The 25225-nt window shown below is 67.0% G+C and carries 28 protein-coding genes; 10 read left to right on the top strand and 18 right to left on the bottom strand.

Features of this window, described 5'->3' with window-relative positions; translation table 11 throughout:
- Window positions 1-87 precede the first annotated feature (87 nt).
- The 5 genes from metW to argB all read right to left on the bottom strand — a co-directional run bounded on the left by metW (window position 88) and on the right by argB (window position 4408).
- Entirely contained in the window at window positions 88-696 is a 609-nt protein-coding gene (gene metW / locus WI26_RS15025) for a methionine biosynthesis protein MetW (protein ID WP_059468623.1), read from the bottom strand.
- Entirely contained in the window at window positions 693-1838 is a 1146-nt protein-coding gene (metX, locus tag WI26_RS15020; RefSeq protein WP_059468622.1) for a homoserine O-succinyltransferase MetX, read from the bottom strand. The genes metW and metX overlap by 4 nt, the downstream gene beginning before the upstream one ends.
- Before the next feature lie 253 nt (window positions 1839-2091).
- The gene (slmA, locus tag WI26_RS15015) at window positions 2092-2754 is read right to left on the bottom strand and encodes a nucleoid occlusion factor SlmA (RefSeq protein WP_059508348.1); all 663 of its coding nucleotides are present in this window, start codon (window positions 2752-2754) and stop codon (window positions 2092-2094) included.
- The gene (locus WI26_RS15010) at window positions 2721-3512 is read right to left on the bottom strand and encodes a pyrimidine 5'-nucleotidase (RefSeq protein WP_059508347.1); all 792 of its coding nucleotides are present in this window, start codon (window positions 3510-3512) and stop codon (window positions 2721-2723) included. Before WI26_RS15010 ends, slmA begins: the two co-directional genes overlap by 34 nt.
- Entirely contained in the window at window positions 3509-4408 is a 900-nt protein-coding gene (argB, locus tag WI26_RS15005; protein WP_006490510.1) for an acetylglutamate kinase, read from the bottom strand. Before argB ends, WI26_RS15010 begins: the two co-directional genes overlap by 4 nt.
- 293 nt (window positions 4409-4701) lie before the next feature.
- Here argB and WI26_RS15000 point away from each other — a divergent pair, with 293 nt between their 5' ends.
- The 3 genes from WI26_RS15000 (at window position 4702) to WI26_RS14990 (ending at window position 7000) form a co-directional block, all read left to right on the top strand.
- On the top strand, window positions 4702-4926 hold the full coding sequence (locus WI26_RS15000; protein WP_059468619.1) for a cysteine-rich CWC family protein: 225 nt from the start codon (window positions 4702-4704) through the stop codon (window positions 4924-4926).
- Window positions 4927-5037: 111 nt separating this feature from the next.
- On the top strand, window positions 5038-6444 hold the full coding sequence (locus WI26_RS14995; RefSeq protein ID WP_069226285.1) for an ATP-binding protein: 1407 nt from the start codon (window positions 5038-5040) through the stop codon (window positions 6442-6444).
- Window positions 6445-6457: 13 nt separating this feature from the next.
- A complete protein-coding gene (locus WI26_RS14990) occupies window positions 6458-7000 on the top strand; it encodes a response regulator transcription factor (RefSeq protein WP_069226284.1) in 543 nt (180 codons plus the stop codon).
- 83 nt (window positions 7001-7083) lie between these two features.
- Here the strand turns inward: WI26_RS14990 and hslU are convergent, their stop codons facing one another.
- From hslU to dapF, 8 genes are all read right to left on the bottom strand, one after another.
- Window positions 7084-8427, bottom strand: coding sequence for an ATP-dependent protease ATPase subunit HslU (gene hslU / locus WI26_RS14985; RefSeq protein ID WP_059468616.1), 1344 nt, complete (start codon window positions 8425-8427; stop codon window positions 7084-7086).
- Window positions 8428-8437: 10 nt separating this feature from the next.
- On the bottom strand, window positions 8438-8974 hold the full coding sequence (hslV, locus tag WI26_RS14980; protein ID WP_006760749.1) for an ATP-dependent protease subunit HslV: 537 nt from the start codon (window positions 8972-8974) through the stop codon (window positions 8438-8440).
- A gap of 235 nt (window positions 8975-9209) precedes the next feature.
- On the bottom strand, window positions 9210-9626 hold the full coding sequence (dksA, locus tag WI26_RS14975; protein ID WP_006477498.1) for an RNA polymerase-binding protein DksA: 417 nt from the start codon (window positions 9624-9626) through the stop codon (window positions 9210-9212).
- A gap of 491 nt (window positions 9627-10117) precedes the next feature.
- Window positions 10118-11197, bottom strand: coding sequence for a CobW family GTP-binding protein (locus WI26_RS14970; protein WP_060325255.1), 1080 nt, complete (start codon window positions 11195-11197; stop codon window positions 10118-10120).
- Window positions 11198-11396: 199 nt separating this feature from the next.
- The gene (locus tag WI26_RS14965) at window positions 11397-12611 is read right to left on the bottom strand and encodes a class I SAM-dependent rRNA methyltransferase (RefSeq protein WP_069226283.1); all 1215 of its coding nucleotides are present in this window, start codon (window positions 12609-12611) and stop codon (window positions 11397-11399) included.
- A 76-nt stretch (window positions 12612-12687) separates the two neighbouring features.
- Window positions 12688-13608, bottom strand: coding sequence for a tyrosine recombinase XerC (gene xerC, locus WI26_RS14960; RefSeq protein WP_059468613.1), 921 nt, complete (start codon window positions 13606-13608; stop codon window positions 12688-12690).
- Window positions 13609-13618: 10 nt separating this feature from the next.
- Window positions 13619-14344 carry a DUF484 family protein gene (locus WI26_RS14955; protein WP_060325252.1) on the bottom strand — a complete coding sequence of 242 codons (726 nt, stop codon included), beginning with the start codon at window positions 14342-14344 and terminating at the stop codon, window positions 13619-13621.
- 36 nt (window positions 14345-14380) lie between these two features.
- The gene (gene dapF / locus WI26_RS14950; protein ID WP_069226282.1) at window positions 14381-15250 is read right to left on the bottom strand and encodes a diaminopimelate epimerase; all 870 of its coding nucleotides are present in this window, start codon (window positions 15248-15250) and stop codon (window positions 14381-14383) included.
- 417 nt (window positions 15251-15667) lie between these two features.
- Between dapF and WI26_RS14945 the strand changes: the two genes are divergently transcribed.
- Entirely contained in the window at window positions 15668-15946 is a 279-nt protein-coding gene (locus tag WI26_RS14945) for a type II toxin-antitoxin system RelE/ParE family toxin (protein ID WP_069226281.1), read from the top strand.
- A gap of 14 nt (window positions 15947-15960) precedes the next feature.
- Window positions 15961-16263 (top strand): HigA family addiction module antitoxin, encoded by a 303-nt coding sequence (locus WI26_RS14940; RefSeq protein WP_069226280.1) that lies wholly within the window; start codon window positions 15961-15963, stop codon window positions 16261-16263.
- A 21-nt stretch (window positions 16264-16284) separates the two neighbouring features.
- On the opposite strand, the gene lpxL is transcribed toward WI26_RS14940, so the two are convergent.
- The gene (gene lpxL, locus WI26_RS14935; protein WP_059468610.1) at window positions 16285-17169 is read right to left on the bottom strand and encodes a lauroyl acyltransferase LpxL; all 885 of its coding nucleotides are present in this window, start codon (window positions 17167-17169) and stop codon (window positions 16285-16287) included.
- A gap of 265 nt (window positions 17170-17434) precedes the next feature.
- On the opposite strand from lpxL, the gene metK reads away from it, so the two are divergent.
- Window positions 17435-18622 carry a methionine adenosyltransferase gene (metK, locus tag WI26_RS14930; RefSeq protein ID WP_059468609.1) on the top strand — a complete coding sequence of 396 codons (1188 nt, stop codon included), beginning with the start codon at window positions 17435-17437 and terminating at the stop codon, window positions 18620-18622.
- Between the two features lie 118 nt (window positions 18623-18740).
- Here the strand turns inward: metK and WI26_RS14925 are convergent, their stop codons facing one another.
- Window positions 18741-19082, bottom strand: coding sequence for a hypothetical protein (locus WI26_RS14925; protein ID WP_059541467.1), 342 nt, complete (start codon window positions 19080-19082; stop codon window positions 18741-18743).
- A 353-nt stretch (window positions 19083-19435) separates the two neighbouring features.
- Here WI26_RS14925 and WI26_RS14920 point away from each other — a divergent pair, with 353 nt between their 5' ends.
- Window positions 19436-20209, top strand: coding sequence for a phytanoyl-CoA dioxygenase family protein (locus WI26_RS14920; RefSeq protein WP_059541464.1), 774 nt, complete (start codon window positions 19436-19438; stop codon window positions 20207-20209).
- A gap of 155 nt (window positions 20210-20364) precedes the next feature.
- On the opposite strand, the gene WI26_RS14915 is transcribed toward WI26_RS14920, so the two are convergent.
- Window positions 20365-20571, bottom strand: a complete 207-nt coding sequence (locus WI26_RS14915) for a DUF3185 family protein (protein ID WP_059468606.1) — start codon at window positions 20569-20571, stop codon at window positions 20365-20367.
- Between the two features lie 183 nt (window positions 20572-20754).
- Here WI26_RS14915 and mgrA point away from each other — a divergent pair, with 183 nt between their 5' ends.
- On the top strand, window positions 20755-21798 hold the full coding sequence (gene mgrA / locus WI26_RS14910; protein ID WP_059508342.1) for an L-glyceraldehyde 3-phosphate reductase: 1044 nt from the start codon (window positions 20755-20757) through the stop codon (window positions 21796-21798).
- 119 nt (window positions 21799-21917) lie between these two features.
- Here mgrA and WI26_RS14905 read toward each other — a convergent pair whose 3' ends face one another.
- Together WI26_RS14905 and WI26_RS14900 are read right to left on the bottom strand one after the other, a co-directional pair.
- Window positions 21918-22103, bottom strand: coding sequence for a hypothetical protein (locus WI26_RS14905; RefSeq protein WP_014895742.1), 186 nt, complete (start codon window positions 22101-22103; stop codon window positions 21918-21920).
- Between the two features lie 309 nt (window positions 22104-22412).
- On the bottom strand, window positions 22413-23294 hold the full coding sequence (locus WI26_RS14900) for a DMT family transporter (protein ID WP_069226432.1): 882 nt from the start codon (window positions 23292-23294) through the stop codon (window positions 22413-22415).
- Between the two features lie 625 nt (window positions 23295-23919).
- Here WI26_RS14900 and WI26_RS14890 point away from each other — a divergent pair.
- Together WI26_RS14890 and WI26_RS14885 are read left to right on the top strand one after the other, a co-directional pair.
- Window positions 23920-24132 carry a hypothetical protein gene (locus WI26_RS14890; protein ID WP_011886311.1) on the top strand — a complete coding sequence of 71 codons (213 nt, stop codon included), beginning with the start codon at window positions 23920-23922 and terminating at the stop codon, window positions 24130-24132.
- A 58-nt stretch (window positions 24133-24190) separates the two neighbouring features.
- Window positions 24191-25213 (top strand): serine/threonine protein kinase, encoded by a 1023-nt coding sequence (locus WI26_RS14885; protein ID WP_419465572.1) that lies wholly within the window; start codon window positions 24191-24193, stop codon window positions 25211-25213.
- The last annotated feature ends 12 nt before the right edge of the window (window positions 25214-25225 follow it).

Here is a 25225-nt window from a genome sequence, read left to right as displayed (position 1 = left end):
GCGGCGGCAGCGCAGGCGGCGCGCACGGCGCGGGAGGGGCGGCCGCACGCGGGTGCGGGCCGGATCATCCGTCAACGGCTCCCCGGCTCAGCTGCGCTTGACGCGGTAGACAGCAAGACTACCACGCCAGTTCGCTCCCCATCGAATCGGCTGGCCTTCGTGCAGCACGATGCGATCGAGGATCGTGACGCCGACTTCCGGCGCGAGCGCCTCGAAATCCTTGATCGTCAGCACCCGGACGTTCGGCGTGTTGTGCCATTGGTAAGGCAGCGACTTCGATACCGGCATCCGGCCGCGCAGCACCGACAGCCGGTGCGCCCAGTAGCCGAAATTCGGGAACGACACGATGCATTCTCGCCCGACACGCGCGGTTTCGCGCAGGATCGCGGCCGTCTGGTGGATCGTCTGCAGCGTTTGCGACAGGATCGCGAAATCGAAGCTGTGATCCTCGAACAGGCGCAGGCCGTCTTCCAGGTTCTGCTGGATCACGTTGATGCCGTTCTTCGCGCTCGCGAGCACGCCGGCGTCGTTCAGTTCGATCCCGTAGCCGGACACGTCCAGTTCCTCGGACAGCAGCGACAGCAGCGAGCCGTCGCCGCAGCCGAGATCGAGCACGGTCGAGCGCGGTTCGACCCAGCGGGCGATCGCACGGAAGTCCGCACGTGCGGACAGGGAGTTCAGCGCTTGCTGGTTCATGCACCCACCTCGTTGGCGATTCGTTCGTAATACGCGCGCAGCAGGTTGTGATAGCGCGCGTCGTCGAGCAGGAACGCGTCGTGGCCGTGCGGCGCATCGATCTCCGCGTAGCTGACCGTGCGCTTGTTGTCGAGCAGCGCCTTCACGATCTCGCGCGAACGCGCGGGCGCGAAGCGCCAGTCGGTCGAGAAGCTCGCGATCAGGTACTTCGCCTGCGTGTGGGCGAGCGCGGCCGTCAGGTTGCCGTCGAACGCCTTTGCCGGGTCGAAGTAGTCGAGCGCGCGCGTGATCAGCAGGTAGGTGTTCGCGTCGAAGTAGTCGGCGAACTTGTCGCCCTGGTAGCGCAGGTACGACTCGACCTCGAATTCGACGTCGAAGCTGAAGTTGTACGCGTCGAGCGCGCCGTCCGCGCGGCGCAGCGCACGGCCGAATTTCTCGGCCATGTCGTCGTCGGAGAGATACGTGATGTGGCCGATCATCCGCGCGACGCGCAGGCCGCGCTTCGGCTTCACGCCGTGCGCGTAGTAGTCGCCGCCGTGGAAGTCGGGGTCCGACAGAATCGCCGAGCGCGCGACCTCGTTGAATGCGATGTTCTGCGCGGACAGCTTCGGCGTCGACGCGATGTCGATACAGTGGGCGACCCGCTCCGGATACATCAGGCTCCACGCGAGCGCTTGCATCCCGCCGAGGCTGCCGCCCATCACGGCGGCGAAGCGCTCGATGCCGAATGCGTCGGCGACGCGCGCCTGCGCATGCACCCAGTCCTCGACGGTGACGACCGGAAAGCGCGCGCCATACGGCTTGCCGGACGACGGATCGATGCTCATCGGGCCCGTCGAGCCGAAGCACGAGCCGAGGTTGTTCACGCCGATCACGAAGAAGCGGTTGGTGTCGAGCGGCTTGCCCGGGCCGACCATGTTGTCCCACCAGCCGGTGCTGCGCGGATCGTCCGCGTAGATGCCGGCGACGTGGTGCGACGCGTTGAGCGCGTGGCAGACGAGCACCGCGTTCGAGCGCGCGGCGTTGAGCTCGCCGTAGGTCTCGACGACGAGCTGATAGTTGCCGATCACGCTGCCGCTTTGCAAGCGCAGCGGTTCGGCGAAGTGCATGGTCTGTGGAGCGACGATGCCGATCGATTCCATTCGTTCCGCCTTATGACTGGGCGGCTAAACGGTGTCGGCGATGCGCGGAGGCGAAGATGCGCGGCTGACGACCTCTTTAGCCGCATTTGTAGTGAACCGCCGGGACGAAGACGCATCGAGGCCCGTCGGTTCGCGCGCCCGCAATCGAGTCAGCAAATCGGCGCGCTTCCGACCCGCCGCCAACGTGGCGGCAGGTCGGAGGAGTATAGCGGAATTCCGCGCGGCGCGGATTTCGCGGGCCGGCCGCGCCCGGCTACTGCAGGATCAGCCGCAAATGCGCGTCGGCCTGCTCACCGGGCGACTTCTGGAACCCGCCTTTCGCGAACCGGTGCCACTTGCCGATCACGTAGCTGACGAGCAGGCTCGCGCGCGCGGCGGGATCGTAGTCGGCCGGCAGCACGAACGGCGCGGCGCCGTCGGGCGCCTGCGCCTCGGTACGCGCGACCCGCAGGCACTGTTTGACGGTTGCCTCGATCCGGTCGAGCAGCTGGTTCACGCGCTCGGTGAGCCGGTCGTCCTCGCCGACCAGCGCCTCGCCCGTCAGCACGCGCGTCATGCCCGGATTCTTCGCGGCGAAATTGAGCATCGTCAGCGCGATCGTGCGCGCTTGCTGCACGCCGTTGGGCTCCTTCGCGACGATCTGGTTGACGAGCCCGAACAGTGCCTGCTCGATGAACTCGATCAGGCCTTCGTACATCTTCGCCTTGCTGGTGAAATGACGGTACAGCGCGGCTTCCGACACGTCGAGGCGGGCCGCGAGCGCGGCCGTCGTGATTTTTTCCGGCTTCGGCGCCTCGAGCATCGCGGCGAGCGTCTGCAGGATCATCACGCGGCGCTCGCCCGGCTTCGGGCGCGGGCGGGACGGTGTGGCCTGTTCTTCCGTTACGGCTTGGTCCTGCGGGTAAGTCGGCTGCATTTCTGTCGCCCCGATCGTGTGCCCAGTCGGAGCGATTTTAACGAACGAATGCGCTGGTCGACATAATGCGGGCGGCCGATGTTCGGCAGATGGCCCGGCAAATGGCCGGTGATCCATACCGTGCCGATGCCGAGGCGCTTGTAGCGCTTCAGGTGGCTGCGGGTATCTTCGACGAGGATCGCGTCTTCGAGCCGCGCGTGCGCGGCGCGCAAAATCCGGCGCAGCATCGTGTGGTCGGGCTTCGCGCGCCATGCGCGACGGTCGCGCATGTGCTCGATCGCGATCACGCGCTCGAACAGCCGCTCGATGCGCAATTCGCGCAGCACCGCACGCGCGTAGTTCTCGGGCGCGTTGGTGAGCACGAACTTGCGGCCCGGCAGCGCGGCGACGATGCGCGCGAGGCCGCGCTCGGCACGCAGCATCGCGGGCAGGTCGGAAAACGTGTGGACGACGCGCAGGAAGTCGTGCGGGTCGATCGGATGATGGCGCGTGAGGCCGAGGAGCGCCGCGCCGTAGCGCTGCGTGTAGCCGGTGCGCAGCCGGTCGGCTTCGGCGCGCCCGACCTGCAGCGCGTCGACGATGTATTGCGTCATCGCGCGGTTGATCTCCGGAAAGATCGCGTGCGATGCGTGATGGAGCGTGTTGTCGAGATCGAACAGCCAGACGGGCGCGCCGGCGCGCGGGCGGCTGCGGGAGATGCGCCGGCGTCGCAGCGACGCCGGCAGGTCGGGACGAGTGGTTTTGCGGCGCGCGCTCAATGCGAGCGGATCATCGTGCCGAACGGCTGCTCGGTCAGGATTTCCAGCAGCACCGAATGCTCGATGCGGCCGTCGACGATGTGCACCGATTTCACGCCGCTCTTCGCGGCGTCGAGCGCCGACGAGATCTTCGGCAGCATGCCGCCCGAGATCGTGCCGTCCTCGAACAGCGCGTCGATCTCGCGCGCGGACAGGTCGGTCAGCAGGTTGCCGTCCTTGTCCATCACGCCGGGGATGTTGGTCATCATCAGCAGCTTCTCGGCGTTCAGCACCGTGGCGAGCTTGCCGGCGACGAGGTCCGCGTTGATGTTGTACGAGAGGCCGTCCTCGCCGAAACCGATCGGCGAGATCACCGGAATGAACGCGTCGTCCTGCAGCGCCTTCACGACCGCCGGGTTGATCGCTTCGACTTCGCCGACCTGGCCGATGTCGATGTACTGGCCCGGGTTGTCGCGGTCCGGCATCAGCAGCTTGCGTGCGTGGATCAGGCCGCCGTCCTTGCCCGTGAGGCCCACCGCGTGGCCGCCGAAATGGTTGATCAGCATCACGATGTCCTGCTGGACTTCGCCGCCCAGCACCCATTCGACGACTTCCATCGTCTCTTCGTCGGTCACGCGCATGCCCTGGATGAAGGTGCCGGCCTTGCCGATCTTCTTCAGCGCGTGATCGATCTGCGGACCGCCGCCGTGGACGATCACCGGATTGATGCCGACCAGTTTCAGCAGGATCACGTCGCGCGCGAAGCCTTGCTTGAGCCGCTCTTCCGTCATCGCGTTGCCGCCGTATTTGATGACCACCGTCTTGCCGTGGTACCGGCGGATGTACGGCAGCGCCTCGGCGAGGATTTCTGCCTTCAGCGTGGGGGCGATCTGCGAGAGGTCGATGGGCTCGGACATGGCGGCGGCTCTGGCTGGGAACGGTTGAAACAGGGCGAATTGTACAGGAGTGGCGCAGCGCAGCATCGGGTTTTTGGGCTGGCCGGACGGCCGATCGCGCGGGCCCGTCGCCCCGCGCAGCGGCCCGCCGGTCATGGTGCCGGACCCTGCACGGGAACCGCGCGGCGGCGGGGCGGACCGCCCGGCGGCCGGCGTTGGCCGCACGCATCGGCCGGACGGCCGACGTGCAAAATCCGTCCGCCGCGCTATGCTTGTCGCGTAGGGTGACGTTCGCCCGTTTCCGCGCTTCCGCCATGACCGATACCGCCGCCGACGCCCGTTCGACTCCGCGCCGCGCGCGTTGCCCGCACTGCGGGCGCGGCTTCGACTGCGGCGCCCGCACGCAGCCGTTCGACTGCTGGTGCGCGTCGATGCCGACCCTGTCCGGCGGCGCGCCGCCGGCGGCCGGTACGCGCTGCCGTTGCCCGGAGTGCCTCGCCGACGAGATCGCCCAACGCATGGCACGCGCGGCCGGCTGACGGCGGCGCGAGCCCGTATCACCCGGTTCGGCGCACGTTCGCCCGGTGCGCCGTCCTCACTGGTCCGGCCCCCGGTAGAGGCGCCGGGCGCTAAACGGGTAAACTGCTCGGATGCAACGAATTACCACCACCGGGCGCGTCAACCTCAGTCACCTGTTCTGGCTGCGCAATCTCGCGATCATCGGCCAGCTCGTGACGATCGGCGTCGTGCAGACCTATTTCGGCGTGCATCTGCCGTTGCCGGCGATGCTGATGGTCATTGCGCTCGAAATCGTTTTCAACGCGCTGACCTGGGTGCGTGTGCTGCGCGCGCGCCCCGAGACCAATTTCGAGCTGCTCGGCCAGCTGTGGGTCGACCTCGGCGCGCTGTCGGCGCTGCTGTTCCTGTCGGGCGGCACGACCAATCCGTTCGTGTCGCTGTATCTACCGTCGCTCGCGATCGCGGCGGCCGTGCTGCCGTGGCATCTGATGATCTGGCTCGCGGCGTTCGCGGTCGCATGCTACGCGGCGCTCGGCTTCGATTCGGTGCCGCTCAACATGGACAACCCGGCGAACCTGTTCGACTACTACCGCACGGGGATGTGGGCGAACTTCATGGTCAGCGTCGGGCTGATCGCGTGGTTCGTCGCGCGCATGTCGAATGCGCTGCGCCAGCGCGATGCGGCGCTCGGCGAAGCGCAGGCGCACCTGCTGCGCGACGAGCGGGCGGTTGCGCTCGGCGTGCAGGCCGCCACCGTCGCGCACGAGATGGGTACGCCGCTGTCGACGATCGCGATGCTCGCGGAGGAGCTGCGCGACGCGGCACGCGCCGATCCGGGGCTCGCGCGCTACGAGGCCGACCTGAAGGTGCTGGAAGAACAGATGACGCTCTGCACGTCGGCGCTCGCGCGCCTGCGCAGCCGGGCGAGCGCGCCGGCGAGCCGCCAGCCGGTGGACGACTGGCTCGACACGTTCGTCGAGCACTGGCGCCTGCGGCATCCGCACGTGCAGTTCGAACTGCTCGGTGCGCGCCCGTCGGGCGTCGGGCTCGACGACACCGTCGCGGCCGGCCAGATTCTGACGATCCTGCTCGACAACGCCGCGCGGGCGAGCCCGCACCGCGTGACGCTGGCCGCAAAGCTCGCGCACCACGAGCGCGCCGCGGACCGGATCGAATTCGAGGTATGCGACGACGGCCCCGGCATTCCGGCCGCGTTGCGCGAATCGCTCGGCTCGATGCCGGTCGACAGCACGCAGGGCGGGCACGGGGTCGGCCTGTACCTCGCGTTCAGCGCGGCCGCTCGTCTCGGCGGCGAGATCGAGCTGTCCGATGTCGCGCCGCGCGCGGCGGGCGGCAACGGGCGCGCCGGCGGCGGCGCGAACGGACACGCGGCAACTGCGTCGGGCCAGCGCGCGACCGAACGAACGGCGGCCACGCCGGACAGCCGCGCTGCCGGCACCCCCGGCCGCGGCACGCGCGCGGTGCTGCGCCTGCCGGTGACGCGTATCGCGGTGCCGGCCGCCTCAACCAACACGTAGACGGAGAAACCACATGAGCGAGAACAATTTCCTGGTGATCGACGACAACGAGGTGTTCGCGGGCACGCTCGCGCGCGGCCTCGAGCGCCGCGGTTACGCGGTCCAGCAGGCGCACGACAAGGAGGCGGCGCTGCGGCTGGCGGCCGGCGGCAAGTTCCAGTTCATCACCGTCGACCTGCATCTCGGCGACGATTCGGGCCTGAGCCTGATCGCGCCGCTGTGCGACCTGCAGCCCGACGCGCGGATCCTCGTGCTGACCGGCTACGCGAGCATCGCGACCGCCGTGCAGGCGGTGAAGGAAGGCGCCGACAACTATCTGGCGAAGCCCGCGAACGTCGAGTCGATCCTGGCCGCGCTGCAGACCAACGCGAGCGAAGTGCAGGCCGACGAGGCGCTCGAGAATCCCGTGGTGCTGTCGGTCGACCGGCTCGAATGGGAGCACATCCAGCGTGTGCTGGCGGAGAACAACAACAACATCTCGGCGACCGCGCGCGCGCTGAACATGCACCGCCGCACGCTGCAACGCAAGCTCGCGAAGAAGCCGGTGCGGCAGTAACCGACGCGGCGGCATCGGCCGGGCGCACCAACGAAAACGGGCGGCCCGCCGGGCCGCCCGTTTCGCATTCGACACCGCGCGCGTTACAGCACGTAGCGCGACAGGTCTTCGTCCTGCGCCACTTCGCCGAGCGCGCGATCGACATACTTCGCGTCGATCGTCACGCGCTCGCCGGCATGGTTGCCGGCCGAGAACGACACTTCCTCGAGCAGCTTCTCGATCACCGTGTACAGGCGGCGCGCACCGATGTTCTCGGTCTTCTCGTTGACCGCGTACGCGATCTCGGCGAGGCGGCGAATGCCGTCTTCGGCGAACTCGAGCTGCACGTCCTCGGTGGCGAGCAGCGCCTGGTACTGCTTGACGAGGCTCGCGTCGGTCGCGACGAGGATCGCCTCGAAATCCTTCACCGACAGCGAGTCGAGCTCGACGCGGATCGGGAAGCGGCCCTGCAGTTCGGGAATCAGGTCGCTCGGCTTCGCGAGATGGAACGCGCCGCTCGCGATGAACAGGATGTGATCGGTCTTCACCATCCCGTACTTCGTGTTGACCGTCGTGCCCTCGACGAGCGGCAGCAGGTCGCGCTGCACGCCCTGGCGCGACACTTCGCCGCCGCTGCCTTCGTTGTTGCGCGACGTGATCTTGTCGATCTCGTCGAGGAACACGATGCCGTTCTGCTCGACGTTCTGCACGGCCTTCGTCTTCACTTCCTCGTCGTTGAGCATCTTCGCCGCTTCCTCGTCGGTCAGCAGCTTCAGCGCTTCCTTGATCTTCACCTTGCGGCGCTGCTTCTTGCCGCTGCCGAGGTTCGAGAACATCGAGCGGATCTGCTCGGTCATCTCTTCCATCCCCGGCGGCGCCATGATGTCCATGCCCACCGACGGCTGCTCGAGGTCGAGTTCGACTTCCTTGTCGTCGAGCTGGCCTTCGCGCAGACGCTTGCGGAAGGTCTGGCGCGTCGCGTTGTTGTCGTCGTTCGCGTGATCCGCGTTGCCGCCGAAGCCCACCGCGCGCGGCTGCGGCAGCAGGATGTCGAGGATGCGGTCTTCCGCCTGGTCGGTCGCCTTGCTGCGCACCTTGCGCATCTCGGATTCGCGCGTCTGCTTGACGGAGATCTCGATCAGGTCGCGCACGATGCTGTCGACGTCGCGGCCGACGTAACCGACTTCGGTGAACTTGGTCGCCTCGATCTTGATGAACGGCGCGTCGGCGAGCTTTGCGAGGCGGCGCGCGATTTCGGTCTTGCCGACGCCCGTCGGCCCGATCATCAGGATGTTCTTCGGCGTGATTTCCTGGCGCAGCGGCTCGGCGACCTGCTGGCGGCGCCAGCGGTTGCGCAACGCGACGGCCACCGCCTTCTTCGCCTTGTCCTGGCCGATGATGTGCTTGTCGAGTTCCGAGACGATCTCGGCAGGGGTCATGGTGCTCATGGTGCGGTCCTTACTCGATCGTTTCGATGATGCGGTTGTGGTTCGTGTAGATGCACATGTCGCCGGCGATCTCGAGCGACTTCTCGACGATCTCGCGCGGGGACAACTCGGTGTTCTCCGCGAGCGCGCGGGCCGCGGCCTGCGCATAGGCGCCGCCCGAACCGATCGCGCAGATGCCACCTTCCGGGTCGAGCACGTCGCCGTTGCCGGTGATGACGAGCGTGGTGGTTGCATCGGCCGTGATCAGCATTGCCTCGAGGCGGCGCAGCATCCGGTCGGTGCGCCAGTCCTTCGCGAGTTCGACGGCCGCGCGGGTCAGGTTGCCCTGGTGCTTCTCGAGCTTCGCCTCGAAGCGATCGAGCAGCGAGAACGCATCGGCGGTGCCGCCCGCGAATCCGACCAGTACCTGGTTGTTGTAGATCCGCCGCACTTTCCGCGCGCCACCCTTCATGACGATGTTGCCGAGGGTTACCTGGCCGTCGCCGCCGAGCGCGACCTTGTCGCCGCGCCGGACCGAAACGATGGTCGTGCCGTGAAATTGCTCCATCTGCGTTCCTTGAGAAAAACGGGGAAGAGTCGGGCGGCGCGTGGCGCCGCCGCATGAATCGCAGTGCGCCGGGGAGCGGCCCGGCGCGCATCCGTTTCATTTTAGGGCGGGCGCCGGGATATCAAGAGGGGAGGCAAATCGGCCGGCTAGCCGGGACCGGTGCCGGAAAAACAAAAAGCGCGCGGCAGGCCGCGCGCTTTCGGGAAGCAGCGTGTCGGAGCGGAACGCCGCTCGATCAGTCGCCGAACAGCTTCTGGCGCAGCTCGCGGCGCTCTTGCGCCTCGAGCGACAGCGTGGCCGTCGGGCGCGCGAGCAGGCGCGGGATGCCGATCGGCTCGCCGGTTTCCTCGCACCAGCCGTAATCGCCGGAATCGATGCGGGCGAGCGACTGCTGAACCTTCTTGAGGAGCTTGCGTTCGCGATCGCGCGTGCGCAGCTCGAGCGCGTGCTCTTCCTCGATCGTCGCGCGATCGGCGGGATCGGGCACGATCACCGTCTCGCGCAGGTTCTCGGTCGTCTGGCCTGCGTTCTTGAGGATGTCCGCCTGCAACTGTTCGAGCCGATTTTTGAAGAAGGCGAGCTGATCCTCATTCATGTAATCCTTGTCGCTCATCTTCAGGATTTCGGCTTCGGTCAAGAGTTTCTTCGTCATCTGCTTGCTTCTTCAATGTGCGGCAAATCAGGAGATATTGCCTGCACTTTGGGATTACCCGCAACTGCGCTTGCAATCATTTGCGATTTGCCGCCGCGGGGCCGAAAGCCTCTGGAAAACCGGTTCTCAAATACCAGGATAGCCCTGGCGCGGACTTGCGCGCGCGGCGAACCGGTGCTGCGCGGCAGATCGCATCGGCCGCGGCCGGGTGGCGGATGGGCGATCCGGCGCGGTTGCGATGCCCGGGTAATGGTTCAGCAAGAACCGGGCCTGTTATTGCCGTACTCCAGCGGGCACGTATTGTAACTGAATCGCAAGCGGGCGCCGTATCGGGTCGATCCCCGTCGGCTGCGCCAATATCTTGAAAATATAACGCGCAAATCGCGAAAAAGCGATGACGGCGAAACCCTGCCCGGAAAAGGCACCGCGCAAGCGCCGCGGCCGCCCGTGAAGGCGGCCGCATGGAGGGCCCGCGACAGCGGCCCGACCGCTCAGGCGAGGCAGGCGTCGAGGCCGTCGGTGATCAGGTCCTGCGGCAGGTCGACGCCGATGAACACCATCTTGTTGGTCTTCTTCTCGACCGGCAGCCACTTTGCGGCGAGGTCGCTGCCCATCATCTGGTGCACGCCCTGGAACACGACCTTGCGGTCGACGCCCTTCATGTACAGCACGCCCTTGTAGCGCAGCATCCGCTCGCCGTAGATCTGCAGGATGCCGCCGAGGAAGTCTTCCAGCTTGTTCGGGTCGAACGGGCGGTCGTTGCGATAGACGAACGACTTGATCTTGTCGTCGTGGTGCGCGTGGTGGTGGTTGTGATGGCCGTGGTCGTGATCGTGCGCGCATTGACCGTGATCGTGGTCGCAATGCGCGTGATCGTGATCATGGTCGTGATCGTGGTGATGGTGCGCGTGGTCGTCCTCGGCGAGGAAGTCCGGATCGATCTCGAGCTTTGCGTTCAGGTTGAAGCCGCGCAGGTCGAAGATTTCCTTGATGTCCGCTTCGCCGAAGTTCACGACCTTGATCGCCGCCTTCGGGTTCATGTGCATCAGGCGATGCTTGAGCGCTGCGACGGCCTGGTCGTCGACCAGGTCCGACTTCGTGATGAACAGGCGATCGGCGAAGCCGACCTGGCGCTGCACCACTTCGTGTTCGTCGAGCTGCGCGTTCGCATGCTTCGCGTCGACCAGCGTGATGACGGCGTCGAGCAGGAAATCGTCGGCGATCTCGCTGTCGATGAAGAAGGTTTGCGCGACCGGGCCCGGGTTCGCGAGGCCGGTCGTTTCGATCACGATGCGGTCGAAGTCGAGCTTGCCTTCGCGCTTCTTCGCGGCGAGATCGCCGAGCGCGCGCGCGAGGTCGCCGCGGATGGTGCAGCAAATGCAGCCGTTGCTCATCTGGATGATCTGCTCGTTCGTGTCCTGAACGAGGATCTCGTTGTCGATGTTTTCTTCGCCGAATTCGTTCTCGATCACGGCGATCTTCATGCCGTGCTGTTCGTTCAGGATGCGCTTGAGCAGCGTCGTCTTGCCGCTGCCGAGGAAGCCGGTGAGGATGGTGACGGGAGTGGCCATGTCGGTCGCCTGTGGTTCGTGAATCGGGGTCAAAACCAGGATGTGTGCGTCGCGCCGTCGACTCGCGAGCCGGGGCGCACAACCATCCATTGAAACATACCTGTCAAGCCCTCGCCCGTCGTCCGGACGACAGGCTCGAGCGCGGGGCCGCCAGCGGGCAAGGGCCGGCGGACGCGAGTGTGCGCGTAGATCGGGGCGATCAGACGATTTGCAACAGCAGGCCCTTCAGATATTCGCCTTCCGGGAATGCGGCGAGCAGCGGGTGATCGACGCCCGCGCCGAGCCGCTTCAGGATTCGCGCATCGACCTTCGCGTCGGCCGCCGCGCCCGCGACGATCTTCTGGAACAGATCCATGTCGATCGCCCCCGAGCACGAGTACGTGAACAGCAGGCCGCCCGGACGCAGCAGCCTGAAGCCGCTCAGGTTGATGTCCTTGTATGCGCGCGATGCGCGGTCGACGCTGTCGCGGGTCGGCGCGAACTTCGGCGGATCGAGCACGATCAGGTCGAAGCGCTCGCCTTCGTCGACGAGGCGGCGCAGCGTCTTGAACGCGTCCGCGTCGAGCCAGGTCGCGCGTTCGGCGTCGAAGCCGTTGGCCACGACGTTCTGTTGCGCGAGTGCGAGCGCGTCGCCCGACGAGTCGATCGACACCACGCGTTTGGCGCCGCCCTTGAGCGCCGCGAGCGAGAAGCCGCCCGTGTAGCAGAAGCAGTTGAGCACGTCGCGGCCGGCCGCGTATTGCGCGACGAGCGCGCGGTTGTCGCGCTGGTCGACATAGAAGCCCGTCTTGTGGCCATTCGGCACGTCGACGTGATAACGCACGCCGTTTTCGTTCGCGATCAGCGTCGCGGGCGGCGCGTCGCCCGCGAGTACGCCGGTCGTCTGCGCGAGCCCTTCCTTGCCGCGGATCGACACGTCAGAGCGTTCGTACACGTTCGGGCAGCCGGTCGCGCCGATGAGTGCCGCGACGATCGCGTCCTTCCACGCGTCGACGCCCGCGGCCATGAACTGGCACACGAGCTGGCCGCGCGGCGCGGCGTCCGGTTCGGCCGTGTCCGCGAGGTAGTAGTCGACGATCAGCCCCGGCAGCCCGTCGGCTTCGCCGAACACGAGCCGCACCGCGCCCGTGCCCGACACCATCGTCGTGCGGTGCGCGACCGCGCGCTGCACGCGGCGCTTGAAGAACGCGTGATCGATCGGCTCGTTCTCGTCGAAGCTCCACACGCGCACGCGGATCTGCGACTGCGGGCTGTACGCGCCGCGCGCGAGAAAGCGGCCGTCGTGCGCGCGCACGATCACGGTGGCGCCGGGCGCGGGCGTGCCGTCGACGCGGTCGATCGCATTGGCATAGATCCACGGATGCCGGCGCAGCAGCGATTTGTCCTTGGACGGTCTGAGTGTGACGGTTTGCATGATCGGATCGAAAGAGGCCGCGGACGGCGCCGGCCGTGGCCGGCCGCCGTGCGCGGCGGGTAGGGAGGGACGCGCGTCAGTCGCGCTTCTTCGCGCGCGGATGCGCGCTGTCGTAAATTTTCGCGAGATGCTGGAAGTCGAGCGACGTGTAGACCTGCGTCGCGGCGACGCTCGCATGGCCCAGCAGCTCCTGCACCGCGCGCAGGTCGCCGCTCGACTGCAGCACGTGCGTGGCGAATGAATGGCGCAGCACGTGCGGGTGGACGTTGGCAGGGATCCCCGCGGCCAGCGCCGCGCGCTTCACGCGGTCGCGCACGACGCCCGGTGCCATCCGGTTGCCGCGCACGGACACGAACAGCGGATGCGGATCGTGCTTCACGAATTCGTCGCGCACCGCGAGCCACGCGTTCAGCGCGTCGATCGCCTTGCGGCCGACCGGCACCTTGCGTTCCTTGTTGCCCTTGCCGCGCACGGTGACTTCGGCTTCGGCGAGATCGAGCCAGCCGGCCGAGCGGTAGCCGTCCGCCTCCGTATACCTGACGTCGAGCCCGACCAGTTCGGCCAGGCGCAGCCCGGACGAATAGAACAGCTCCAGTATCGCGTGATCGCGGATGCCTTCGGTCGTGCCGGCGAGCGGCGCGTCCATCAGTGCGGATGCGTCGTCGACCGACAGCGCCTTCGGCAGCGTTTTCGGCCGTTTCGGCGCGCGCACCGCGGCGACGGGGTTCGCGGGCATCTCGATGCGCTGCGCGAGCCAGCGGTAGAACGCGCGCCACGCGGACAGCCGGTGCGAGATCGAGCGCGCGGACAGCCCACCGGCATGTGCGCGCGCGACCGCGCCGCGCATGTCGGCGGCCGTGAGCGCATCGAGCGCGCGGCCGGCGGCGAGCTTCTTCAGTTCGTCGAGTTCGTGCGTGTACGCGCGCAGCGTGTGTTCCGACAACTGCCTGACGTGCTTCAGGTTCGACAGGTAGGCGGCGATCGGATCGTCAGTCATGGGCGCGGTGTCAGTGCGGCAGCAGGCGCGTGAGCGCGGCGCTCGCGAGCGTGGCGATCTGCGCGAGGAAGTCGGTTGCCATTCCGTCGTGGAAGCGGCGCGGATCGGGCGAGCCGAGCACGAGCAGGCCGAACGCGGGGGCGTCGGCGCCGCCGAGCGGCGCGCGCAGCGCGAGCAGCGCGACCGACGTGGCCGCGCCGTCGCCGGCCGGCGCGGTTTCGGCGCCTTCCGCCGCGTTCGCGGCCGGTGCCGCAAGCGCGGGCGCGAGCCACTGGGCCGCTTCGAAACCGGTGTTCGCGCCGCAGTACGGCGTCGACAGCCCGTTCGCGAACAGGCGCACTTCCTCGCCGACCTGGCGCGCGAAATCGGCCTGCGCGTAGGTGTCGGCGACGTCCCATACGCGCAGCGCGGTCTGCGGCACGTCGAACACGTCGGCGATGCCTTCGGCGATCGTGCGCGGCAGTGCGTACGGGTCGCGTTCCGCGATCACGCGCGCGGTCCAGCGGCTGAACTTCGCGGACAGGCTGTCGTTCTCGTGGCCGTAGCGCATGAGCTCGGCGAGCCGGCGCTCGAGATGCTTGTTCTTGTCGCGCAGCATCTCCATCTGCCGCTCCTGCAGCGAGATCGCGGCCTTGCCGTGCGGGTTCGCGAGACGGATCGTCGCGAGCAGTTCCGCGTGTTGCGCGAAGAATTCGGGATTGGCGAGCAAGTAGTCGGCGACTTCGCGATCGTTCATGTGGCTGGAGCGTTCAGTTATCAGGACGTTGAAGGGTCAGACGTTCAGGTCGATCTCGCCTTCGAACACGGTCGTGGCGGGGCCGGCCATCATCAGCGCGGCGGTTTCGTCGCGCGCGCCGTCCCAGCTGATCGTCAGCGCGCCGCCGTGCGTGTGCACGGTCACCGGCGAATCGAGCAGGCCGCGCCGGATGCCGGCCGCCACCGCCGCGCACGCGCCGGTGCCGCACGCGAGCGTCTCGCCCGCGCCGCGCTCGTACACGCGCAGCTTCACTTCGTTGCGCGACACGATCTGCATGAAGCCGGCGTTCACCCGCTGCGGGAAGCGCGCGTGACGCTCGATCAGCGGGCCTTCGTCGAGCACCGGCCAGGCTTCGGCATCGTCGACGACCTGCACCGCGTGCGGGTTGCCCATCGACACCGTCGAGATCCAGCGCGTATGGCCGCCGACGTCGAGCGGCCACAGCGTGTCGTTGCCTTCGGCGCGGCCGTCGAGCCCCGACGCGTCGAACGGCACCTGCTCCGGCGCGAACACCGGCGCGCCCATGTCGACGACCACTTCGCCGTCGTCCTGCATCGTCAGCGTGATCAAGCCCTTCATCACCTGCACACGCACGCTGCGCTTGTCGGTCAGGCCATGGTCGCTGACGAATTTCACGAAGCAGCGCGCGCCGTTGCCGCAGTGTTCGACCTCGCCGCCGTCGCAATTGAAGATCCGGTACTTGAAATCCGCGCCGTCGACGGTCGGCTTCTCGACGAGCAGCAACTGGTCGGCGCCGATGCCGAAGTGTCGGTTGGCGAGCGCGCGCACCTGCGCGTCGGTGAGCGGCGGCAGCGCGCGCGAATAGCTGTCGAGCACGACGAAGTCGTTGCCCGCGCCGTGCATCTTGGTGAACGAGAGTTTCACTGGGTCCGGAGTTCCATGGCGAACAGGGCGGTCGGCACGATCGACGTGCGAGCCGGCCTCCCGGGCGGCGTCGTTCGTCGTGCTGATCTCAACCGCAAATGATACATGCAGCCGACAGGGGCGTCCCGCGCTGCGCGCGGTGTCGGGCGTCGCTCAGGGAGCAAGCGGGGAATATCGGTCAATCGGCCGACTGGTTTCTCGAGAGGCGAGCGCGCAGATTGAGGCGATGCGATGAGGCGGACTTCATCGGGACAGGCTAAGCCGGCGGCGCGCGTCCAACCATCGCCAGTGCGCGGGATGAGCCGCGTGCGTGCTTTCGTACCGGTCAAATTGACAAATCAATCAGGCGATTCGTATAGTCTGGCTATACGCCATGTGGGCCATGCCATCCGTATCGCACTCGAGTGTGGGAGGCCCATGATCAAGTCATGGCAGCACAAGGGGCTGGAAGCGTTTTTCACGAACGGTAGCAAGGCGGGCATTCGGCCCGATCATGCCCCGAGATTACGGCGCCAGCTTGCGCGCCTCGACATGGCGAGCCGGTCGTGCGACATGAACGTACCGGGCTGGCGCTTGCATGGCCTCGCCGGCGGGCTGGAGGGCTGCTACTCGGTGAGCGTGAGCGCCAATTGGCGCCTGACGTTCAGGTTCGAGGGTCCCGATGTCGTCCTGGTCAATTATCAAGACTATCACTGAGGTTATTCGACGCCATGACACGCATCTTCAATCCGCCTCATCCGGGCGAATCGCTGCGCGACGACGTTTTGCCGGCGCTTGGCCTGACCGTCACCGAAGCCGCCGCGCAGCTCGGCGTCACGCGCGCGGCGCTGTCGCGCATCCTGCACGGCCACGCCGGCATTTCGCCTGAAATGGCCCTGCGTCTCGAAGCGTGGCTTGGGGAGGAAAACGGCGGGAGGGCGGACCTGTGGCTCGCGCAGCAGTTGGCCTACGATCTCTGGCAGGCGCGAGCGAAAGGCGTGCCGAAGGTGGCACGGGCGCAGGCACGCCTCTGACGGCGCGCCCGCGGGTTCGACTCAGTAGAGGCTCGGCTCGCCGGGCGGGCGCGTCTTGAAGCGCTTGTGCACCCAGTAATACTGCTCGGGCATCAGCGGAATCTGCTCCTCGAGGAATTCGTTCATCCGCCGCGCGTCGAGATCGTCGTCGCCGGTCGGGTAGTTGTCCCACGGCTTGAACACCTTCAGCCGGTATCCCTTGTAGTTCGGCAGCACCTCGCCGATGAACGGCACGACCTGCGCGCGGCCCGTCTTCGCGAGCCGGCCGACGGCCGTCAGCGTGCACGCCGGCACACCGAAGAAGGGTACGAACGTCGAATTGCGCAGACCATAGTCCATGTCGGCGCCGAGCATCACCGGCTTGCGGTCGCGCAGCCAGCGCAGCACGACGCGCGCGCTGTCCGCGCGGCCGACCATCTCGGCGTCGAAACGCCCGCGGGCCTTCTTCGCCTCTTCCTCGAGCACCGCATTCGAGAACGGCTGGTACAGCGACCCGCAGCGGCGCTGCAGCGAACGGTTCAGCCAGATCGAGCCGGCTTCGATGCCGACGAAATGCAGGCCCAGGAACAGCGTCGGGGGCAGATCCGGATCGGTGAGGTCGACGGCGCTGTCTACCTGGATCAGCTTCGCGAGCTTGCGCTCGGAGCCGAACCACTGGACGCTGCGCTCGACGTAGCTGCGGATTGCGTGGCGGAAGTGCTGGCCCGCCACTTCCTCGCGCCGTTCGTCGCTCCAGTCGGGGAAGCAGAGTTTCAGATTGGTATGTACGATGCGCTTTCGCCGGCTGGGAATCTGGTACAGCAGCCAGCCGAGGCCGTCGCCGAACCGTGCGGTCAGGCCGTACGGCAGCAGGGCGAGCAGCTTCAGCAAGCCGATGGCGAGGTGCGTGCCGAGGCGGCCTAGCATGCGGAGTCTCCGTGGGACCGGCTGGCCGGCACGTTGCGAACAGGGGGGTAGGACAGCGGAAGATGCAGCACGGGCGGCGCTCTGTGACAATTCACGAAAGCCGCTATAATACGGGCTTCGCCGAGTTAACTGACAACTTGCGGGGCGAAGCCGGCTGGCGCGAAGCGCGCTGCCCGGTCCTGGTAATCCGCTAAAGCGTCGCCGCTTCAGGCCCAACGAAGCTGGCTACGTGAAACCAACCGTAACCACACAGGAGCCTGAAAAAGTGGCAAACGATTATCTCTTCACGTCCGAATCCGTCTCCGAAGGCCATCCGGACAAGGTCGCGGACCAAATCTCGGACGCGATTCTCGACGCCATCCTCGAGCAGGACAAATATTCCCGCGTTGCAGCCGAAACGCTGTGCAACACGGGTCTCGTCGTTCTGGCCGGTGAAATCACCACGACGGCCAACATCGATTACATCCAGATCGCGCGCGACACCATCAAGCGCATCGGCTACGACAACACCGAGTACGGCATCGACTACAAGGGTTGCGCGGTGCTCGTCGCGTACGACAAGCAGTCGCCGGACATCGCGCAAGGCGTCGACCGCGCGCATGACGACAACCTCGATCAAGGCGCGGGCGACCAGGGCCTGATGTTCGGTTACGCATGCGACGAAACGCCGGAACTGATGCCGCTGCCGATCTACCTGTCGCACCGTCTCGTCGAGCGCCAGGCGAGCTTGCGCCGCGACGGCCGCCTGCAGTGGCTGCGCCCGGACGCGAAGTCGCAGGTCACCGTCCGCTACGTCGACGGCCGCCCCGATTCGATCGACACCGTCGTGCTGTCCACGCAGCACGCACCGGACATCGAACTGCCGGCGCTGCGCGAAGCCGTGATCGAGGAAATCATCAAGCCGACGCTGCCGGCCGACCTGATCAAGGGCGACATCAAGTTCCTGGTGAACCCGACCGGCCGGTTCGTGATCGGCGGTCCGCAGGGCGACTGCGGCCTGACGGGCCGCAAGATCATCGTCGACACCTACGGCGGTGCCGCACCGCACGGCGGCGGCGCGTTCTCGGGCAAGGATCCGTCGAAGGTCGACCGTTCGGCGGCGTATGCCGGCCGTTACGTCGCGAAGAACATCGTCGCGGCAGGCCTCGCATCGCGCGCGCTGATCCAGGTGTCGTACGCGATCGGCGTCGCCGAGCCGACTTCGGTGATGGTCAACACGTTCGGCACGGGCCGCGTGTCGGATGCGGTGATCACGAAGCTCGTGCGCGAGCATTTCGACCTGCGTCCGAAGGGCATCATCAAGATGCTCGACCTGCTGCGCCCGATCTACGAGAAGACGGCAGCTTACGGCCACTTCGGCCGCGAAGAGCCGGAATTCTCGTGGGAAGCGACCGACAAGGCGCTCGCGCTGGCCGAAGCGGCCGGCGTGGAGCCGACGGCGCGCGTCGCGTAAGCGTCGTTCGCCCGAAATGAAAAAACCCCGGCATGCCGGGGTTTTTTTATGCGCGTCGATCGCCGACGGGATGACGGCATCGCTGCGATCGTGGCGAGCACCGCCCGCCGACGTGGGCTCAGCGTGCGCTGAACCCGAACCAGCCGTTGCTGGCCGCGAGGCGGCGCGGGCGATTGACGCGCCGCTGCGGCCCCAGCGTGCGGCGCAGCGCGAGCGCGCGCAGCGATGACGGCTTCTGCAGCAGCGAGCGCAGGCCGGCGCGGCGTGCGAACGCCTGCGCGCTCATCATCGAGAAGAACGCGTGGAACCACGCGCGGATGCCGTCCAGCCGGCTGTGCGCGTGCGTGTGCTCGGCGAGCGCCTGCGTGCGTGCGCGATGATGGCGCAGCGGGCGGACGGGAGCGGACTGCGCGACGCGCTTCGCAGTGCGGTTGAAACGGGAAGTCAGACGGAATGGCATGTGAACGATGCTTCGCTTGTATGGATGGCGCCCTTGAAGAACGCACTGGTATGAACGGCCTCGGATGGCGCAACGGATCTTACCGAAACTCGTCGCGCGCCGCGCCCGCCAGAATTGACAGGCCGCGACAGGCTACAAGGGATTCGTGACGTGCAAAAGTCGCGATAAACCCTTGTGCCGCAAGCGGGTCGCCGCATACCGCCTGTCGCTGAGGCTCGCGCCGCGCCGCACAGTTCCCTTGCGCCAGATCAAATCGACGATTGGCATGCCCCTGCGCACGACAATGGCGCTGTTCGTGGCATCCGGCGCCGATTTACAATCGTCACATTCACACGATAAACGTCTGGCATCCCATGTCGTCTCCATTGCAGTCGGAATCGATCCGCGCGCAAGTCGCGGAATTGCGCGAGCGCGGCTTCGTCGTGGCGCGCGGCCTCGTTGACGAGGCGCAGTGCGCGGCGCTCAAGCAGATCGCGGTGCGCCAGTTGCAGGAAGCGGCAGAGCCGATCGAGTTCGAGGCGGATTTGCGCTACCCGGGCGCGCCCGAGTCGAAGCATGCGCCCGGCGGCCATACGGTGCGGCGGCTGCTGGACGCCTATACGCGCGATCCGGCATTCGCCGCGCGTGCGATCGCGCCCGAAATCGGCGCGTGGATGCGCGAGTACTTCGGCGAGCAGCCGGTGCTGTCACGCGCGCATCACAATTGCATGATGACGAAGCACCCCGCGTACGGCAGCCTGACGGGCTGGCATCGCGACTTCCGCTACTGGTCGTTCGAACGCGCGGACATGGTGTCGGTGTGGCTCGCGCTTGGGCCGGAAACGAACGAAAACGGCGCGCTCTGGCTGGTGCCGGGTTCGCACACGGCCGAATTCGGGCCGGAAGCGTTCGACGACGCGAAGTTCTTCCGCGGCGACTTGCCGGAAAACCGCAAGATGATCGATGCGGCAACCTGTCCGTCGCTTCAGACGGGTGACGTCGTGTTCTTCCACTGCAACACGCTGCATTCGGCGGGGCAAAACCGCTCCGACCAGGTGAAGTTCTCGCTCGTCTATACGTACCACGGCCTGAGCAACCGGCCGTTACCGGGCACGCGTTCGGCGGCGAAGCCGGAGGTGCAGTTCTAGCAGCGTGCGGGCGGAGATGCGGCCGCGCCGGTTGTCCGATGCGGCACTGCGGCCGCGCGGGCGGACGAACAAACGGGCGGCCTGGGCCGCCCGTTGCGTTTTGTGCAGCTGCTCGCGCGATGCGGGGCGCCTTCGTGTATCGCGCGGCCGCGAGATCAGCGCTTGTTGGTCGGCATCGCGAGGCCGATCAGGCCAATCAGCGATGCGACGGCGCCGCCTGCGATCAGCAGGATCGTCTTCGTGGCGGGCGAGCCGGTGAAGAAGCGCGACACGTTGTCGTTGATCGAATGGAACGACTGGCCGCCGAAATACAGCAGCACGACGCCGCCGACGAGCAGCGCAACCGAGATGACCCGGGACATACCAACCTCGCTGTAACGGTGATTCGAGACGCCGCAGTGTAGGCGACGCACGCGGCGGCGTCCATTGCCGTGCGCGCGTCGGCCACGTTCGATACCATAACCGTCGTACGTTTCCCTCGCCGCCGCGCGCGATGTTCGCGCGCGGTGCGCGTCCCATCCCCGACGTCTTCACGGAATCGACTCATGGCCTACGAAGCAGCTTCCGAACGTTATGCCGACATGCAATACCGCACCTGCGGCAAATCCGGGCTCAAACTGCCCGCCCTGTCGCTCGGTCTATGGCACAACTTCGGCGACTCGACGCCGATCGCCACGCAGCGCGACATCCTGCGCACCGCGTTCGACCTCGGCATCAATCACTTCGACCTCGCGAACAACTACGGGCCGCCGTACGGCAGCGCCGAAACCAACTTCGGCCGGCTGCTGAAGGAAGATTTCCGGCCGTACCGCGACGAGCTGCTGATCTCGACGAAGGCCGGCTGGGACATGTGGCCGGGGCCGTACGGCAGCGGCGGCGGGTCGCGCAAGTACGTGCTCGCGAGCCTCGACCAGAGCCTGCAGCGGATGGGGCTCGACTACGTCGACATCTTCTATTCGCACCGCTTCGACGCGCACACGCCGCTCGAGGAAACCGCCGGCGCGCTCGCATCGGCCGTGCAGCAGGGCAAGGCGCTGTACATCGGCATCTCGTCGTACTCGGCCGCGAAGACGCGCGAGATGGCCGAACTGCTCGCCCAATACAAGGTGCCGCTGCTGATCCACCAGCCGTCGTACAACATGCTGAACCGCTGGATCGAGCACGATCTGCTCGGCACGCTCGACGACATCGGCACGGGCAGCATCGCGTTCACGCCGCTCGCGCAGGGGCTGCTGACGTCCAAATACCTGAACGGCGTGCCGGCCGATGCGCGCGTAAACAAGCCGGGCGGCGGCTCGCTGAAGCAGGAGCACCTGAGCGCGGACAACCTCGAGCATGTGCGCAAGCTCAATGGCATCGCGCAGCGGCGCGGGCAGAGCCTCGCGCAGATGGCGCTTGCATGGGTGTTGCGCAATGGCCGCGTGACGTCGGCGCTGATCGGCGCGAGCCGTGCGGAGCAGGTGCGTGAAAACGTCGGTGCGCTGAAGAATCTCGACTTCTCGGCCGACGAACTCGCGGAGATCGATCGCTACGCGACCGAGGGCGGCATCAATCTGTGGGAAAAACCGTCCACCGATCAGGCGATCTGATCGGTATCGAGAACAGTCGATACGGCATGCGAACCATCGCATTCCGTATCGCTGCGCACGCACACGAACGGTTGCGTTGCTGCGATGCAGCGGCGTGACCCGCGCATGCCGACGCGTCGCTAAAGCAGCGCAGGCAGGCCTTCGACCAGCAATACCGCAACGCCGACGCCGAGGATCACGCCGAGCACGCGCAGCAGGTTGTGGCGGAATTCGGTTGCGCACGGCACCGCGCCGAGAAATAGCGCGCCGGCCAGCGCCATCGGAATTAACAGGATGAAGTCGCCGATCGTGAAATAGGTCGTCATGCGTGTCTCCGTAGCCGGCCGGAACAGGCGCACGCGCGTCTTCCAGCTCCATGCCGGGCATTTCTCATGTTGCGCCGCCCCCGATTGCGAACGGGGCGGTCAATTCGAGTATAGGCAACCTCGCTGCGTTTTTCGCTATCCGAACCATTAAAAGTATGCGGAAAACCCGGGGAAATTCCGCATTTTCCGGCAAGTCGGACGAATGCCTTGCACCATTCTTTCCCGTTCCTTTCGGTTCGCGCCGAAAAAGTCGCGCACAGCACATGTCGATGCGGGCCGCCGCACTCGCGAGCGCGGCGGCCCGTTCGCTTACGCGCGATCGGCTCGCGTGCGAACGGCCGGTGTGCGGAACACGAGCGCGAGCCCCGCGACGATCGCGCCCATGCCGGCGAGCGCGAGCGGTTCGGGCCGGTTGCCAGGCCAGACAGCGTCCATCAGCGTGGTGACGACGGGCACGAGATAGAACAGGCTCGTCACGTTGACGAGATCGCCGCGTTGCATCAACCGGTAGAACAGCAACTGCGCGATCACCGAGATCACGATGCCGAGCCACAGCAGCGAGACGATGAACGCCCAGCCGATCTGGAGCGAGACCGGCCGGAACGGCAGGATCGCCACGCACAGCGCGAGGCCGATCGCGTTCTGCAGCGGCAGCACGTCGGCAGGGGCTGCGCGCATGCGCTTTTGCAGCAGCGAGCCGGCGGTCAGCGCGACAAGCGCGGTGAGCGCACAGGCGACGCCGATGATCGGCAGGCCCGTACCGCGCACGCCGCGGCACACGACGAGTGCGAGCCCGGCCAGCGACAGCCCGAGCCCGGCGACGCGCATTGGTCGCCAGCGCCGCTCGACGATCGCGAGCGTGAGGATCGGCTGCACGCCGAGGATCGTCGCCAGCACGCCCGGCGCGATCCCGCGCTCGAGCGCGAGCAGATAGAAGATCGAATAGCCGCCCATCATCAGCAGGCCGGTCAGCGCGGCCATGCGTCGCGCGCCGCGCGGCGGCAGCCAGCGCCCGCGCATGACGGCCGGCACGAGCAGCACGAGTGATGCGAGCGCGAATCGTGCGGTGAGAAAGACGAACGCGGATGCGTGACGCAGACCGAGTTCAGCGAAGATCGCGCCGCTGCTCCACAGCAATACGAAGAGCGACGTTGCGCCATGCGCGGCGAGCGCGCGTTTGAACGAAACCATGTGAATCCACCTGTCGAACGGATCGAAACGTTCCATGTCGCGCGTGCGGCAATGCGCCGTGCGCGGTAACGCGCGAACGGCCGCAACCGGGCGAATGGAAAACGGAAACCGAAAGCCGGCTGGTCAGCCGACGCGTGCCGCCGGCGGGGGCGGCGCGGCGCCGACGAGCGGCGGTGCGACAGGAGGAGGGAGGACCGACGGATGCGCGCACGCCTGCGGCCGCGAGTCGAACTGCGGCCGGGAATTTGCGAGAGCGGACGTGAGCGGTTGCATCGTGTCGAAATGCGCTTGAACGCGAATGAGCGTCAAAGGTAACGCAGGGCGGCCGTTCGGCGCAACACCTTCCGCGGAGGCCGGCGCCGCCCGTGCAGCCGGATTCGGCGGACGGTCACATTCGACAGGGTATGATGGGGGTATCCGCCCGTGCAAGCGCACGCGCGGCGCAGTGGTTGATTGGAGACATTCGACGAATTCGCGGCACTTCGCCCGCTTCTTCTTCTTTTCGCGCTTCGATAAACCGTGAACAATGGGATCACGCGCACCACCCCGACGAGGGCGGCGCGGATCGTGCATTTGCCGGCTCGCCAGCGAGCCGGGTTTCAAGTTTCAAGAGTGGGGAACCATCATGCATGTCGGGTCGATTGTCTGCACTACCCATATCGCGGTGCCGAAGGGCGCGCGCGGCATCGTTCAGCGCGTTCTGGGCGACATGGCCATGGTGACCTGGTACGCGGGCGTGCCGGGCGAGTCGAAGGAACTCAACACCGAGCCGTTCTTTCTCGAGGACCTGATCGACACCGGCGAATCCGTTTTGCCGGCCGGCGCCGCGATCCACTGAGCGCGCGTGCCGCGCCGGACGCTCGTGTTTCGGCGCGGCTGACGGCACAATGCGGGGCATGAAAGACCTCACTTCCGCCCCCGCAGCTCCCGCCGGCCCACCGTTCGCCGGTCTCACGCCCGAGTGCGTGCTCGACGCGCTCGACAGCGTGCTGATGCCGGCCGGCCTGCGCACCGACGGGCGCCTGCTCGCGCTCAACAGCTACGAAAACCGCGTCTACCAGGTCGGCATCGAGGACGGCCCGCCCGTCGTCGCGAAGTTCTACCGGCCCGCGCGCTGGTCGGACGAAGCGATCCTGGAAGAACACGCGTTCGTCGCCGAACTCGCCGCGCGCGAGATTCCGGCGGTACCCGCGCGCGTTATCGACGGTCGCACGCTGCACGCGTTCGATGGCTTCCGCTTCTCGATCTTCGAGCGGCGCGGCGGCCGTGCGCCCGACCTCGACCGCAGCGACACGCTCGAATGGCTCGGTCGCTTCATCGGCCGGATTCACGCGGTGGGCGCGACGCAGCCGTATGTCGCGCGTCCCGTGCTCGACATCCGCACGTTCGGCTACGAGCCGCGCGACTACCTGCTCGCGCACGATTTCCTTCCCGACGACGTACGGCCCGCCTACGAGACGGCGGTGACGCTCGCGCTCGAAGGCGTCGAGGCCGCGTTCGAGCGTGCGGGCGAGATCCGCCTGCTGCGCACGCACGGCGACTGTCATCCGAGCAACGTGCTGTGGACCGACGCGGGCCCGCATTTCGTCGACTTCGACGACAGCCGGATGGCGCCGGCGGTCCAGGATCTGTGGCTGCTGCTGCCCGGCGATCGCGAAGGCGCATCACGTGCACTCGCGGATCTGCTCGCCGGTTATGAGGACTTCTGCGAATTCGAGCCGCGCGAGCTGCATCTGGTCGAGGCGCTGCGCACGCTGCGCTTGATCCACTACGCGGCCTGGCTCGCGCGCCGCTGGGACGATCCGGCGTTTCCCGCCGCGTTCCCGTGGTTCAACACGCATCGCTACTGGGAAGCGCGCGTGCTCGAGCTGCGCGAGCAGATCGGCGCGATGCAGGAAGGGCCGCTCTGGCCCGTGTGACGGCGCGCGCGG

This window comes from Burkholderia diffusa (assembly GCF_001718315.1).
GTDB lineage: Bacteria > Pseudomonadota > Gammaproteobacteria > Burkholderiales > Burkholderiaceae > Burkholderia > Burkholderia diffusa_B.
Note: the sequence above shows the minus strand (reverse complement) of the source record. Positions and strands in the feature narration are given on the sequence as shown.

Bases quoted from the DNA above. Each gene is read 5' to 3' on its own strand.
- WI26_RS14905 (WP_014895742.1), bottom strand. From the start codon at position 22,103: ATGACGACCTATTTCACGATCGGCGACTTCATCCTGTTAATTCCGATG.
- WI26_RS14995 (WP_069226285.1), top strand. From the start codon at position 5,038: ATGCAACGAATTACCACCACCGGGCGCGTCAACCTCAGTCACCTGTTC.
- WI26_RS14965 (WP_069226283.1), bottom strand. From the start codon at position 12,611: ATGCAAACCGTCACACTCAGACCGTCCAAGGACAAATCGCTGCTGCGC.
- argB (WP_006490510.1), bottom strand. From the start codon at position 4,408: ATGTCCGAGCCCATCGACCTCTCGCAGATCGCCCCCACGCTGAAGGCA.
- metW (WP_059468623.1), bottom strand. From the start codon at position 696: ATGAACCAGCAAGCGCTGAACTCCCTGTCCGCACGTGCGGACTTCCGT.
- WI26_RS14990 (WP_069226284.1), top strand. From the start codon at position 6,458: ATGAGCGAGAACAATTTCCTGGTGATCGACGACAACGAGGTGTTCGCG.
- hslV (WP_006760749.1), bottom strand. From the start codon at position 8,974: ATGGAGCAATTTCACGGCACGACCATCGTTTCGGTCCGGCGCGGCGAC.
- xerC (WP_059468613.1), bottom strand. From the start codon at position 13,608: ATGACTGACGATCCGATCGCCGCCTACCTGTCGAACCTGAAGCACGTC.
- WI26_RS14970 (WP_060325255.1), bottom strand. From the start codon at position 11,197: ATGGCCACTCCCGTCACCATCCTCACCGGCTTCCTCGGCAGCGGCAAG.
- WI26_RS14920 (WP_059541464.1), top strand. From the start codon at position 19,436: ATGTCGTCTCCATTGCAGTCGGAATCGATCCGCGCGCAAGTCGCGGAA.
- metX (WP_059468622.1), bottom strand. From the start codon at position 1,838: ATGGAATCGATCGGCATCGTCGCTCCACAGACCATGCACTTCGCCGAA.
- hslU (WP_059468616.1), bottom strand. From the start codon at position 8,427: ATGAGCACCATGACCCCTGCCGAGATCGTCTCGGAACTCGACAAGCAC.
- WI26_RS14940 (WP_069226280.1), top strand. From the start codon at position 15,961: ATGACACGCATCTTCAATCCGCCTCATCCGGGCGAATCGCTGCGCGAC.
- mgrA (WP_059508342.1), top strand. From the start codon at position 20,755: ATGGCCTACGAAGCAGCTTCCGAACGTTATGCCGACATGCAATACCGC.
- WI26_RS14890 (WP_011886311.1), top strand. From the start codon at position 23,920: ATGCATGTCGGGTCGATTGTCTGCACTACCCATATCGCGGTGCCGAAG.
- WI26_RS15000 (WP_059468619.1), top strand. From the start codon at position 4,702: ATGACCGATACCGCCGCCGACGCCCGTTCGACTCCGCGCCGCGCGCGT.
- lpxL (WP_059468610.1), bottom strand. From the start codon at position 17,169: ATGCTAGGCCGCCTCGGCACGCACCTCGCCATCGGCTTGCTGAAGCTG.
- WI26_RS14900 (WP_069226432.1), bottom strand. From the start codon at position 23,294: ATGGTTTCGTTCAAACGCGCGCTCGCCGCGCATGGCGCAACGTCGCTC.
- WI26_RS14915 (WP_059468606.1), bottom strand. From the start codon at position 20,571: ATGTCCCGGGTCATCTCGGTTGCGCTGCTCGTCGGCGGCGTCGTGCTG.
- dksA (WP_006477498.1), bottom strand. From the start codon at position 9,626: ATGACGAAGAAACTCTTGACCGAAGCCGAAATCCTGAAGATGAGCGAC.
- WI26_RS14945 (WP_069226281.1), top strand. From the start codon at position 15,668: ATGATCAAGTCATGGCAGCACAAGGGGCTGGAAGCGTTTTTCACGAAC.
- WI26_RS14925 (WP_059541467.1), bottom strand. From the start codon at position 19,082: ATGCCATTCCGTCTGACTTCCCGTTTCAACCGCACTGCGAAGCGCGTC.
- slmA (WP_059508348.1), bottom strand. From the start codon at position 2,754: ATGCAGCCGACTTACCCGCAGGACCAAGCCGTAACGGAAGAACAGGCC.
- WI26_RS14885 (WP_419465572.1), top strand. From the start codon at position 24,191: ATGAAAGACCTCACTTCCGCCCCCGCAGCTCCCGCCGGCCCACCGTTC.
- WI26_RS14955 (WP_060325252.1), bottom strand. From the start codon at position 14,344: ATGAACGATCGCGAAGTCGCCGACTACTTGCTCGCCAATCCCGAATTC.